Annotated in this window: 10 protein-coding genes; all 10 read left to right on the top strand. The window is 68.8% G+C overall.

All coding sequences use genetic code 11. The features are described 5' to 3' along the window. The first annotated feature begins 68 nt into the window (after positions 1-68). From CKW34_RS14135 to nuoL, 10 genes are read left to right on the top strand one after another with little or no spacing between them, the layout of a single operon-like run. Positions 69-623, top strand: coding sequence for a NuoB/complex I 20 kDa subunit family protein (locus CKW34_RS14135; protein WP_059381031.1), 555 nt, complete (start codon positions 69-71; stop codon positions 621-623). After that, positions 620-1,333, top strand: coding sequence for an NADH-quinone oxidoreductase subunit C (locus CKW34_RS14130; protein ID WP_059381032.1), 714 nt, complete (start codon positions 620-622; stop codon positions 1,331-1,333). The genes CKW34_RS14135 and CKW34_RS14130 overlap by 4 nt, the downstream gene beginning before the upstream one ends. After that, entirely contained in the window at positions 1,330-2,634 is a 1,305-nt protein-coding gene (locus tag CKW34_RS14125) for an NADH-quinone oxidoreductase subunit D (protein WP_059381033.1), read from the top strand. Before CKW34_RS14130 ends, CKW34_RS14125 begins: the two co-directional genes overlap by 4 nt. Then, positions 2,631-4,817 carry an NADH-quinone oxidoreductase subunit NuoF gene (gene nuoF, locus CKW34_RS14120; protein ID WP_080968147.1) on the top strand — a complete coding sequence of 729 codons (2,187 nt, stop codon included), beginning with the start codon at positions 2,631-2,633 and terminating at the stop codon, positions 4,815-4,817. The genes CKW34_RS14125 and nuoF overlap by 4 nt, the downstream gene beginning before the upstream one ends. Next, positions 4,814-7,282 (top strand): NADH-quinone oxidoreductase subunit G, encoded by a 2,469-nt coding sequence (locus CKW34_RS14115; RefSeq protein ID WP_059381034.1) that lies wholly within the window; start codon positions 4,814-4,816, stop codon positions 7,280-7,282. The genes nuoF and CKW34_RS14115 overlap by 4 nt, the downstream gene beginning before the upstream one ends. Beyond that, a complete protein-coding gene (nuoH, locus tag CKW34_RS14110; protein ID WP_059381035.1) occupies positions 7,279-8,583 on the top strand; it encodes an NADH-quinone oxidoreductase subunit NuoH in 1,305 nt (434 codons plus the stop codon). Before CKW34_RS14115 ends, nuoH begins: the two co-directional genes overlap by 4 nt. Further along, entirely contained in the window at positions 8,583-9,128 is a 546-nt protein-coding gene (gene nuoI, locus CKW34_RS14105) for an NADH-quinone oxidoreductase subunit NuoI (RefSeq protein ID WP_059381036.1), read from the top strand. The genes nuoH and nuoI overlap by 1 nt, the downstream gene beginning before the upstream one ends. Then, complete coding sequence (locus tag CKW34_RS14100; RefSeq protein ID WP_059381037.1) at positions 9,125-9,916, top strand: NADH-quinone oxidoreductase subunit J; 792 nt, start codon at positions 9,125-9,127, stop codon at positions 9,914-9,916. Before nuoI ends, CKW34_RS14100 begins: the two co-directional genes overlap by 4 nt. Then, positions 9,913-10,212, top strand: a complete 300-nt coding sequence (nuoK, locus tag CKW34_RS14095; protein ID WP_006554035.1) for an NADH-quinone oxidoreductase subunit NuoK — start codon at positions 9,913-9,915, stop codon at positions 10,210-10,212. Before CKW34_RS14100 ends, nuoK begins: the two co-directional genes overlap by 4 nt. Before the next feature lie 57 nt (positions 10,213-10,269). Beyond that, positions 10,270-12,162 (top strand): NADH-quinone oxidoreductase subunit L, encoded by a 1,893-nt coding sequence (gene nuoL / locus CKW34_RS14090; RefSeq protein ID WP_059381038.1) that lies wholly within the window; start codon positions 10,270-10,272, stop codon positions 12,160-12,162. Positions 12,163-12,173: the final 11 nt, after the last annotated feature.

The raw sequence follows: 12,173 nt of genomic DNA, 5'->3' as shown, positions 1-12,173 counted from the left end.
GAACGGGTTACGAGAACGGGCGACCCACGGCCGGGCGTCCGGTCCGATTCCGGGGGAGGTGACGGGCGATGGGCATCGAGGAGAAGGTCCCCAGCGGTTTCCTGCTCAGCACCGTCGAGACCCTCGCCGGTTTCGCGCGCAAGGGCTCCTTGTGGCCGGCGTCCTTCGGGCTCGCGTGCTGCGCCATCGAGATGATGGCCACCGCCGGTGGCCGCTACGACATCGCCCGCTTCGGTATGGAGGCCTTCCGGGCCTCCCCGCGACAGGCTGACGTCATGATCGTCGCCGGCCGCGTCAGCCAGAAGATGGCCCCCGCCCTGCGCCGCGTCTACGACCAGATGGTCGAACCCAAGTGGGTGCTCGCGATGGGCGTGTGCGCCTCGTCGGGCGGCATGTTCAACAACTACGCGATCGTCCAGGGGGTCGACCACGTCGTCCCCGTCGACATCTACCTCCCGGGCTGCCCGCCCCGGCCCGAGATGCTCCTGCACGCCATCCTCACGCTGCACGAGAAGATCGCGCAGATGCCCCTGGGTGTGAACCGGGCCGAGGCGATCCGCGCCGCCGAGGAAGCGGCCCTGGCCCAACGTCCCCTCATCGAACTGACGGTGCCGCCGCGATGACCGATCTCGAACGGACAGGATCCGACCACGACCGCGCCGACGAGGTGATCGCCGTCCGACGCGGCATGTTCGGGGTGCGTGGATCCGGTGACACCAGCGGCTACGGCCGCCTCGTGCGCCGGGTGACGCTGCCCGGCAGCACCGAGCGACCCTACGGCGGGTACCTCGACGCCCTCGTCGACACGCTCGAGGACGTCCTCGACGAGCGATCCGGCGACACCGGCGTCGGCTATGCCCAGGCGGTCGAGAAGGTCGTCGTGCACCGCCACCAGCTGACCGTCTTCGTCCGCCGCGAACATCTGCCGCTGGTGGCCCGCACCCTGCGCGACCATGCGGACCTCCGCTTCGAACTGTGCCTCGGGGTCAGCGGGGTGCACTACCCGCAGGAGACGGGCCGCGAACTGCACGCGGTGTATCCGCTCGTCTCGATCACCCACAACCGTCGGATACGGCTCGAGGTCGCGATCCCCGACAGCGACCCACACGTCCCGTCGCTCTACCGCACCTACCCGACGAACGACTGGCACGAGCGCGAAACCTACGACTTCTTCGGAATCGTCTTCGACGGGCACCCCGCGCTCACCCGCATCGAGATGCCCGACGACTGGCACGGACATCCCCAACGCAAGGACTACCCTCTCGGCGGAATCCCGGTGGAGTACAAGGGCGCCCGGATCCCACCACCCGACGAAAGGAGGGCGTACACGTGACGAGCGAACCCGCGACCGAGACCGTCTTCGACGCCGTCGGACGCGACTGGGACGACATCACCGCTGCCGTACGCGACAGCGGTGAGGACCACATCGTCGTCAACATGGGCCCCCAGCACCCGTCCACCCACGGGGTGCTGCGCCTGATCCTCGAGATCGACGGCGAGACCGTCACGGAGGCCCGCTGCGGAATCGGCTATCTGCACACCGGAATCGAGAAGAACCTCGAATTCCGCAACTGGACGCAGGGCGTCACCTTCGTCACGCGCATGGACTACCTCGCCCCGTTCCACAACGAGACGGCCTACTGCCTCGGCGTCGAGAAGCTGCTCGGCATCGAGGATCTCGTCCCCGAACGCGCGCAGGTCGTGCGGGTGATGCTCATGGAACTCAACCGCATCTCCTCGCACCTGGTGGCGCTGGCCACCGGTGGCATGGAACTCGGCGCGACCACCCCGATGCTGTTCGGTTTCCGCGAACGCGAACTGATCCTCGACGTCTTCGAGACGATCACCGGACTGCGGATGAACCACTCCTACATCCGGCCCGGCGGACTGTCCCAGGACCTGCCCGACGAGGCCGTGCCGATGATCCGCGACCTGCTCGCGCTCCTGCCCGGCCGGCTCGCCGACCTCGAAGCCCTGTTCACCGACAACCCCATCTTCATCTCACGCACCCGCGACATCGGCTGCCTCGATCTCACGGGCTGCATGGCCCTCGGGATCACCGGACCGATCCTGCGGTCCACCGGACTGCCCTACGACCTGCGCCGCGCCGAACCCTACTGCGGCTACGAGACCTACGAGTTCGACGTCGTCACCGCCGAGGGATCCGACTGCTACGCGCGCTATCTCGTCCGGATCGGGGAGATGCGCGAATCGCTGAAGATCGTCGAACAGTGCCTCGACCGGCTCCGCCCCGGACCGGTGATGGTTCAGGACGGCAAGATCGCCTGGCCGTCGAAACTGCAGCTCGGACCGGACGGACTCGGCAACTCGCCCGACCACATCCGGCACATCATGGGCGAGTCGATGGAGGGTCTGATCCACCACTTCAAGCTCGTCACCGAAGGCATCCGTGTTCCGGCGGGACAGGTCTACATCGGCGTCGAATCGCCACGCGGCGAACTCGGCGTCCACATGGTCAGCGACGGCGGCACACGCCCGTACCGCGTGCACTACCGCGACCCGTCGTTCACGAATCTGCAGGCCGTCGCGGCGATGTGCGAGGGCGGCATGGTCTCCGACGTGATCGCCGCCGTCGCCAGCATCGACCCGGTGATGGGGGGAGTGGACCGATGAGCACCGAATTCGTGCGGGCCGCGGGCTCGGAGACCGCCGGCGCCGCGGCCACGAGCGAGACCACCGCCGCCGTGCCGATGACCGAACCGGCCGGGCGCGAACCCGTCCTCGTGCCGCTCGGGCCGCGACCCGACGAGGACACCTATCTCACCCCGCCCGACGCACCGCGCCGCTATCCCGACGACGTCCGCGCCCGCCTCGACGCCGACGCCGACCGGATCGTCGCGCGCTACCCGCAGCCACGATCGGCGCTGCTGCCGCTGCTGCACCTCGTGCAGGCGGAGGACGGTTACATCACGCCGGCCGGCATCGAGTTCTGCGCCCGGCGGCTCGGACTCACCGGCGCCGAGGTCGCCGCCGTCTCCACCTTCTACACCATGTACCGTCGCTCGCCGACCGGCCGCCACCACGTCGGAGTGTGCACGAACGCGCTGTGCGCGACGATGGGCGGCGACGAGATCTTCTCCGCGCTGTGCACCCGGCTCGGCGTCGGACACGACGAGACCACCGCCGACGGTGCGATCACCCTCGAGCACATCGAATGCAACGCGGCCTGCGACTACGCCCCGGTGATGACCGTCGACTGGGAACTGTTCGACAACCGCACCGTCGACTCCGCGATCGAACTCGTCGACGACCTGCTCGCCGGCGGCACACCCACACCGACGCGCGGCGCACCGCTGCGCAGCTTCCGCGACACCGCGCGCCTGCTCGCAGGCATCCCCGACGACCGGTCCGGTGTACTCGAGGCCGCCGGTACCGCCGGACCGGCCTCCCTCGCCGGGCTCGAGGTCGCCCGCGAGCACGACATGCAGGCACCGGAACCCCCGGCGAAGGACGAGGCCGTCGTCACCGTCGGGAAATCCCCGACGGGTCTGACCCCCGTGCTCACCCGCTACTGGGACGAGGAACAGGCGTGGACCCTCGACACCTACCGGCGGCACGGCGGATACGAGGCCCTGCCCATCGCACTCGGAATGGAGCCGGATGCGGTCATCGCCGCGGTGAAGGACTCCGGGATCCGCGGTCGCGGCGGCGCCGGATTCTCCACGGGCACCAAGTGGTCGTTCATTCCGCAGGGCGACGACAAACCGCACTATCTCGTCGTCAACGCCGACGAATCCGAACCGGGCACCTGCAAGGACATCCCGTTCATGCTGGCTACCCCGCACGCCCTCGTCGAAGGCGTGATCATCGCCGCGTATGCGATCCGCGCCCGGCACGCGTTCGTCTATCTCCGCGGGGAAGCCGTCCCGGTGCTGCGGCGCCTGCACGCCGCGGTCGCGGAGGCCTACGAGGCCGGTTACCTCGGACGCGACATCCTCGGCTCCGGGTACGACCTCGAACTCGTCGTCCACGCCGGTGCAGGCGCATACATCTGCGGTGAGGAGACGGCGCTGCTCGACTCCCTCGAAGGACGTCGCGGCCAACCACGCCTGCGCCCACCCTTTCCCGCCGTCGCCGGCCTGTACGCGTGCCCCACCGTCGTCAACAACGTCGAATCCATCGCGAACGTCCCGCTCGTCATCCGCAACGGTGTGGACTGGTACCGCTCGATGGGCACCGAGAAATCACCGGGTTTCGCGATGTTCTCGCTCTCCGGGCATGTCACCACCCCCGGCCAGTACGAGGCCCCGCTCGGCATCACGCTGCGGGAGTTGCTCGGCTACGCCGGTGGAGTGCGCGCCGGTCACCGGCTCAAGTTCTGGACACCGGGTGGTTCGTCGACCCCGATCTTCACCGACGAACACCTCGACGTCCCCCTGGACTACGAGAACGTCGCCGCCGCCGGGTCGATGCTCGGGACCCGGGCCCTGCAGATCTTCGACGAGACCACCTGTGTCGTCCGTACGGTGCTGCGCTGGACCGAGTTCTACGCGCACGAATCGTGCGGCAAGTGCACGCCGTGCCGCGAAGGCACCTGGTGGCTCGTGCAGATCCTCGAGCGGCTCGAGCACGGTCAGGGTACCGAGGCCGACCTGGAGAAGCTGCTCGACATCTCCGACAACATCCTCGGCCGGGCGTTCTGCGCGCTCGGGGACGGCGCGACGAGCCCGATCACGTCGTCGCTGAAGTATTTCCGCGACGAATACCTCGCCCACTTCGAGCACGGCGGCTGCCCGTTCGACCCGCATCTGTCGACGCTCGCCGCCGACACTCCAGCGGAAGGAAACGAGCGATGACCGCCGTGTCCGGTGCCGGTGCGGAGAAGTCCGAGACCACCGACCTCGTGAACGTCACCATCGACGACACCGAGATCGCCGTGCCCAAGGGCACTCTCGTGATCCGTGCCGCCGAACTGATCGGGGTCCAGATCCCGCGGTTCTGCGATCACCCGCTGCTCGAACCGGTCGGCGCGTGCCGCCAGTGCCTCGTCGAGGTCGAGGGCCAACGCAAACCGCTCGCCTCGTGCACCTCGGTGGTCACCGACGGGATGGTCGTGCGCACCCAGTTCACCTCACCGGTGGCCGACAAGGCCCAGCGCGGCGTGATGGAACTGCTGCTCATCAACCATCCGCTCGACTGCCCGGTGTGCGACAAGGGTGGCGAGTGCCCGCTGCAGAACCAGGCGATGTCCAACGGGCGCGCCGAATCCCGCTTCGAGGACACCAAACGCACCTACCCGAAACCCATCGCGATCTCCTCGCAAGTGCTCCTCGACCGCGAACGGTGCGTGCTGTGCGCGCGGTGCACCCGCTTCGCCGACCAGATCGCGGGCGACCGGTTCGTCGACATGCTCGACCGCGGGGCGCTGCAGCAGGTCGGTATCTACACCGAAGAACCGTTCGAGTCGTACTTCTCCGGCAACACCGTCCAGATCTGCCCGGTCGGCGCGCTCACCGGCGCCGCCTACCGGTTCCGCGCCCGCCCGTTCGATCTCGTCTCCACGCCGAGCGTGTGCGAACACTGCGCGAGTGGCTGCGCCCAACGCACCGATCATCGTCGCGGTGCCGTGCTGCGCCGCCTCGCCGGGGACGACCCCGAGGTCAACGAGGAATGGAACTGCGACAAGGGACGCTGGGCGTTCACCTACGCCACCGCCGACGATCGCCTCACGACACCGCTCGTCCGCGACGACACCGGAGCGCTCGTCCCCGCCTCGTGGATCGAGGCGCTCGGCGTCGCCGCCCGCGGGCTGGCGGCGGCGCGCGGTAGGGCCGGGGTGCTCACCGGCGGCCGGCTCACCGTCGAGGACGCCTACGCGTACGCGAAGTTCGCGCGAACGGCGCTCGGCACCAACGACATCGACTTCCGTAGCCGTCCCCTGTCGGAGGAGGAGACGGCCTTCCTCGCCTCGCGGGTCGCCGGACGGCGCCTCGACGTCACCTACCGCGACCTCGACCGCGCGCCCGCGGTGCTGCTCGTCGGATTCGAACCGGAGGAGGAATCGCCGATCGTGTTCCTGCGGCTGCGCAAGGCGGTCCGCCGGAACCGGTTGCAGGTCTTCGCGATCGCCCCCTTCGCCTCGCGCGGCGTCCACAAGCTGTCGGGGCGGGTCCAACAGTGCGTGCCGGGCGGCGAGGCGCACGCACTCGACGCGATCCGCACCGGCGCATCCGCCGACGTCGCGGCTGCGCTCGGAGCTCCCGGTGCGATCGTGCTGGTGGGGGAGAGGGCTGCAGCGTCGCCCGGCACACTGTCCGCTGCCGCGGCCCTCGCCGACGGGACCGGAGCCCGCCTCGCGTGGATCCCGCGCCGCGCCGGTGATCGCGGAGCACTCGAGGCCGGTGCCTTCCCGACACTTCTCCCCGGCGGTCGCCCGGTCCGCGACCCGCAGGCCCGGCGCGACACGGAGTCGGCGTGGGGTCTCCCGGCCGGCACCCTGCCGACGGAACCGGGTCGCGACACCGCCGCCCTCCTCACTGCGGCCGCCGAGGGTGAAATCGGTGCGCTCGTGGTCGCCGGCGTCGATCCCGCCGATCTGCCCGACCCCGATGCCGCACTCGCGGGTCTCGACGGTGCCGGATTCGTCGTGAGTCTGGAAGTGCGACGCAGCGCGGTGACCGACCGCGCCGACGTCGTCTTCCCCGTCGCGCCGGTGGTCGAAAAGGCCGGGAGCTTCCTCGACTGGGAGGGGCGCGAACGAGCCTTCCCGACCGCGCTCCGTGACACCGGGGCACTGCCCGACCATCGGGTGCTCGCGGCGATCGCCGACGCGATGGACATCGATGCCGGTCTCGGTGATCCCGGCCCCCACGACGTCGAGACCCTGCGCCACGAACTCACGGAACTCGGACGATGGGCGGGCACCGTCCCGGAGATGCCGGAAGTGTCCCCGCGGTCTCCGCGACGTCCCGTCCTCGGGGAAGCGGTCCTGGCCACCTGGCGGATGCTGCTCGACGCGGGCCGGTTGCAGGACGACGAACCGCACCTCGCCGGAACGGCGCACGAACCCGTCGCCCGGCTGTCGGCCGCGACGGCCGCGGAGATCGGCGCCGCCGACCATCATTCGCTCACCGTCTCCACCGCGCGCGGCTCGATCACGCTGCCGCTGGTGGTCGACGACCTGCCCGACCGTGTCGTCTGGCTGCCCACCGCATCCCCGGGATCGATGGTGCACGTCGAGCTCGGCGTCGCCTCCGGTGATGTGGTGCGGATCCGGGCCGCCACGCCGGCTTCCGGATCGGCCGAGGAGGATCCGCGATGAGCGTCACCGCCCAGCAGCCCGTGGATCTGTCGATGTTCGGCATCGACCCGTGGTGGCTCGTCGTCGTCAAGGCCGTGGCGATCTTCGCGTTCCTCGTCCTGACGACGCTCGTGATGATCCTCGCCGAACGCAAGATCATGGCCTGGATGCAGATGCGCGTCGGACCCGACCGGGTGGGGCCGAAAGGACTGTTCCAGACCGTCGCCGACGGCCTGAAACTCGCGCTCAAGGAAGGCATCATCCCGACCGGGGTGGACAAGCCGATCTACATGCTCGCCCCGATCATCGCGACGGCCCCGGCGTTCATGGCGTTCGCGGTCGTCCCGTTCGGGCCGGAGGTGTCGATTCTCGGGAACCGGACGCCGTTGCAGCTCACGGATCTTCCGGTCGCGGTGCTCTACGTCCTGGCGATCACCTCCGTCGGTGTCTACGGCATCGTGCTCGCCGGCTGGGCCTCCGGTTCGACCTATCCGCTGCTCGGCGGGCTCCGTTCGACCGCGCAGGTCATCTCGTACGAGATCGCGATGGGACTCGCGTTCGCCGCGGTCTTCCTGCAGGCGGGCACGATGTCGACCTCGGGCATCGTCGCCGCGCAGAACGACCTGTGGTTCGTCGTGCTGCTGCTGCCGTCCTTCCTGGTGTATTCGGTGTCGATGGTGGGGGAGACCAACCGCGCTCCCTTCGACCTGCCCGAGGCCGAGGGTGAGCTGGTGGGCGGTTTCCACACCGAGTACTCGTCGCTACGGTTCGCGATGTTCATGCTCGCGGAGTACGTCAACATGGTCACCGTCTCCGCGCTCGCGACCACCCTGTTCCTCGGCGGCTGGCACGCGCCGTGGCCGTTGACGTTGTGGAGCGGCGCGAACTCGGGCTGGTGGCCGCTGCTGTGGTTCGTGATCAAGGTGTGGGTCGTGCTGTTCGTCTTCGTGTGGCTGCGCAGCACCCTGCCGCGACTGCGGTACGACCAGTTCATGGCCCTGGGCTGGAAACTGCTCATCCCCGTCTCGGTGGTGTGGGTGATGATCGCGGCCGCGCTGCGCATCCTCGACACCGACGACGTCCTGCCCGGCACCGCGAGCCTCATCGTCGCCGGTGTACTGTCCACCGCTCTGCTGTTCGCCTACCTCACCGTGCGGGGGCGGCGGACCCGGCGCCTCGCCCAGGCGACGGAACCGCCGGCCGACGTCGACGCGGAGTTCGACGCCATGGCCGGTGGCTTCCCCGTGCCGCCACTACCTGCTCGGTCGAGCACCCGATCGAGTCCGCCCGCCTCGGCGGGTCGTCTCCCAGGAGGATCGTGATGGTCGAATTCCGCGGCCCGCTCGCCGGTTTCGGTGTGACGCTCACGACGATGTTCAAGAAGCCCAACACCGAGCAGTATCCGGAACAGAAGAGACCCACCGCACCCCGCTACCACGGACGCCACCAGCTCAACCGGTATCCGGACGGACTCGAGAAGTGCATCGGCTGTGAACTGTGCGCGTGGGCGTGCCCGGCCGACGCGATCCACGTCGAGGGCGCCGACAACACCGACGAAGAGCGGTACTCGCCCGGCGAACGGTACGGGCGCGTCTACCAGATCAACTACCTGCGGTGCATCGGTTGCGGACTGTGCATCGAGGCGTGCCCGACCCGCGCGCTGACGATGACGAACGAGTACGAGATGGCCTCCGACAACCGCACCGACATGATCTACGAGAAGGACCGTCTGCTCGCACCCCTCGAACCCGGGATGCAACCACCTCCGCATCCCATGGCGCCCGGCGCCACCGACGAGGACTACTACCGGGGCACGATCCCCGTCCCGGAACACGCATCCGCCACCGACGGGGAGGAGGGCCGGTGACCACTGCCCTGCTCGCCGCCGAACTCACCACGACCTCCACCGGGGAGGCCGTGCAGTTCTGGATCCTCGGTGCCGTCGCAGTACTCGGGGCGCTCGGCGTCGTCGTCGCTCCGAAGGCCGTGTACTCGGCGCTGTTCCTCGCCATGACGATGATCGTGCTCGCCGTCTTCTACATCGCGCAGGACGCGTTGTTCCTCGGTGTGGTGCAGGTCGTCGTCTACACCGGTGCCGTGATGATGCTGTTCCTGTTCGTGCTCATGCTCGTCGGTATCGACTCCGCCGATTCCCTCGTCGAAACGATCAAGGGGCAGCGCGTTCTCGCGATCGTCGTGGCTGTCGGATTCGCGGTGATGCTCATCGGCGGCATCGGGAACACCGCGGTCTCCGGCTTCGCGGGACTCGACGCCGCCAACGCCGGCGGCAACGTCGAGGGTATCGCGGTGTTGCTGTTCATCGACTACGTCTGGGCGTTCGAACTCACCGGAGCGCTGCTCATCACCGCCACCGTCGGGGCGATGGTGCTCGCCCACCGGGAACGTCTGCAGCCGAGGCAGACCCAACGCGAACTCGCCGCACGCCGGTTCCGCGACGGGGAGCGGGTCACTCCGTTGCCGGCCGCGGGTGTCTATGCCCGCCACAACGCCGCCGACGTCCCGGCCCTGCTCCCGGACGGAACATTCTCGGAACTGTCGGTCGGTGAGCTGCTCGGCCGCATCGGACGCGACTGGGACCACGCCGATCTGGGCCTGCGCGAACCCGGCGACGACGCGAGGAAGGATCGGCGATGAACCCCGAGAACTACCTCTACCTGTCCGCACTGCTGTTCACCATCGGCGCAGTGGGAGTTCTCCTCCGCCGCAACGCCATCGTCGTGTTCATGTGCGTCGAGTTGATGCTCAACGCCGCCAACCTGGCGTTCGTCACGTTCGCGCGGATGCACGGCAATCTCCACGGACAGGTGTTCGCCTTCTTCACGATGGTCGTCGCGGCCGCCGAGGTCGTCGTCGGCCTCGCGATCATCGTGACGATCTTCCGGACGAGGAGATCGGCCTCCGTCGACAACGCCGACCTGCTCAAGTACTGACGATTCCACGAGGACGGTGAGTGTGAGAGCCCACGACGAACCGAGAGGACACGCGGCATGACTTCGTTCCTGAACTCGGCGCTGTGGACGATACCGGCACTGCCCCTGGCCGGCGCGTTCGTTCTGTTGCTCCTCGGGCGTCGCAGCGACGGCTGGGGACATCTGCTCGGATGTGCCACGGCGGTCGCCTCCTTCGTCGGCGGCGTCGTCATGTTCGTCGGACTTCTCGGACTCGACGCGAGCGAGAGACTCGCACAGCAGACCGTGTTCACCTGGGTGCCGGTCGGCGAACTGCAGGTCGATCTCGGACTCGGGCTCGACGCGCTGTCCATCTGCTTCGTACTGCTCATCACCGGCGTGGGCTCGCTGATCCATCTCTATTCGATCGGATACATGGCGCACGATCCGGAGCGTCGGAAGTTCTTCGCTTATCTGAACCTGTTCCTCGCGGCGATGTTGGTACTCGTCCTCGCCGACAACTTCCTCGTCCTGTACCTCGGATGGGAGGGCGTCGGTCTCGCCTCGTACCTGCTCATCGGCTTCTGGCAGTACAAGCCCACCGCCGCGACCGCCGCGAAGAAGGCGTTCGTCGTCAACCGCGTCGGCGACATGGGGTTGCTCGTCGCCCTCATGATCATGTTCGCGACCTTCGGGAGCCTCGACTACGACACGGTCTTCGCCGCGGTGCCCGCGGCGAGCGAGGGCACCGTAACCGCGATCGGCCTGTGCCTCCTCCTGGCCGCGTGTGCGAAATCCGCCCAGCTGCCACTGCAGTCGTGGCTCGGCGACGCCATGGAGGGCCCCACCCCGGTCTCCGCGCTCATCCACGCCGCGACCATGGTCACCGCCGGTGTCTACCTCGTGGTCCGCGCGAACGCGATCTTCGACGCCGCACCGGCCGCGCGACTCGCGGTGGTGATCGTCGGCGCAGCGACGCTGCTCTTCGGCGCGATCATCGGCTGCGCCAAGGACGACATCAAGAAGGCGCTCGCGGCATCGACGATGAGCCAGATCGGCTACATGGTGCTCGCCGCCGGTCTCGGTCCCGCCGGGTACGCCTTCGCGATCCTGCACCTGCTCACCCACGGCTTCTTCAAGGCCGGGTTGTTCCTCGGTGCCGGCTCGGTGATGCACGCGATGAACGACGAGACCGACATGCGCCGCTTCGGCGGGTTGCGCGCGGTCATGCCGATCACCTTCGCCACCTTCGGGCTGGGGTATCTCGCGATCATCGGGATCCCGCCGTTCGCCGGGTTCTTCTCCAAGGACAAGATCATCGAGGTGGCGTTCGCCGCCGGCGGTGTCGAAGGCATCGTGCTCGGTGTCGTCGCGCTGCTCGGTGCGGGGCTGACCGCCTTCTACATGACCCGCGTGATGATCCTGACCTTCTTCGGCGACCGGCGCTGGGCGCCCGACGCCGCCCCGCACGAGTCGCCGGCCTCGATGACCTGGCCGATGATCGCACTCGCCGTCGGCTCGGTCGGCGCCGGCGGGTTGCTGGTGCTCGGTGGCGCGTTGCAGCACTGGCTCGAACCCGTCGTCGGCTACGACCATCACGAAGGTGGCCTGCCCGTCTGGCTCGTCACCACCGTCACTCTGGCGGTCGTGCTCGCCGGTGTCGCCGTCGCCTACCGGCAGTACGCCCGCGAACCGGTCCCGGAGACGGCGCCCGAGGCGGTGTCGGCGCTGACCGTCGCCGCACGCCGCGACCTCTACGGCGACGCCGTGAACGAAGCGGTGTTCATGCGTCCCGGTCAGGGTCTGGTGCGCGCCCTCGATGCCGTGGAGTCCACCGGCATCGACGGCTCCGTCACCGGCGCCGCCACCGGGATCGGTGCGCTCTCGCGCGGACTGCGCCGCCTGCAGACCGGCTTCGTCCGCTCGTACGCGTTGTACATGTTCGCCGGCGCGACCGTCGTGGTCGGCGCGCTCGTCCTGGTGACGTTGTGATGGGGGTGTAC

Source organism: Rhodococcus rhodochrous (assembly GCF_900187265.1).
GTDB classification, from domain to species: Bacteria; Actinomycetota; Actinomycetes; order Mycobacteriales; family Mycobacteriaceae; genus Rhodococcus; species Rhodococcus rhodochrous.
Note: the sequence above shows the minus strand (reverse complement) of the source record. Positions and strands in the feature narration are given on the sequence as shown.

Coding starts and splice junctions, on each gene's coding strand:
- CKW34_RS14135 (WP_059381031.1), top strand. CDS start 69: ATGGGCATCGAGGAGAAGGTCCCCAGCGGTTTCCTGCTCAGCACCGTC.
- CKW34_RS14130 (WP_059381032.1), top strand. CDS start 620: ATGACCGATCTCGAACGGACAGGATCCGACCACGACCGCGCCGACGAG.
- nuoF (WP_080968147.1), top strand. CDS start 2,631: ATGAGCACCGAATTCGTGCGGGCCGCGGGCTCGGAGACCGCCGGCGCC.
- CKW34_RS14115 (WP_059381034.1), top strand. CDS start 4,814: ATGACCGCCGTGTCCGGTGCCGGTGCGGAGAAGTCCGAGACCACCGAC.
- nuoH (WP_059381035.1), top strand. CDS start 7,279: ATGAGCGTCACCGCCCAGCAGCCCGTGGATCTGTCGATGTTCGGCATC.
- nuoI (WP_059381036.1), top strand. CDS start 8,583: ATGGTCGAATTCCGCGGCCCGCTCGCCGGTTTCGGTGTGACGCTCACG.
- nuoK (WP_006554035.1), top strand. CDS start 9,913: ATGAACCCCGAGAACTACCTCTACCTGTCCGCACTGCTGTTCACCATC.
- nuoL (WP_059381038.1), top strand. CDS start 10,270: ATGACTTCGTTCCTGAACTCGGCGCTGTGGACGATACCGGCACTGCCC.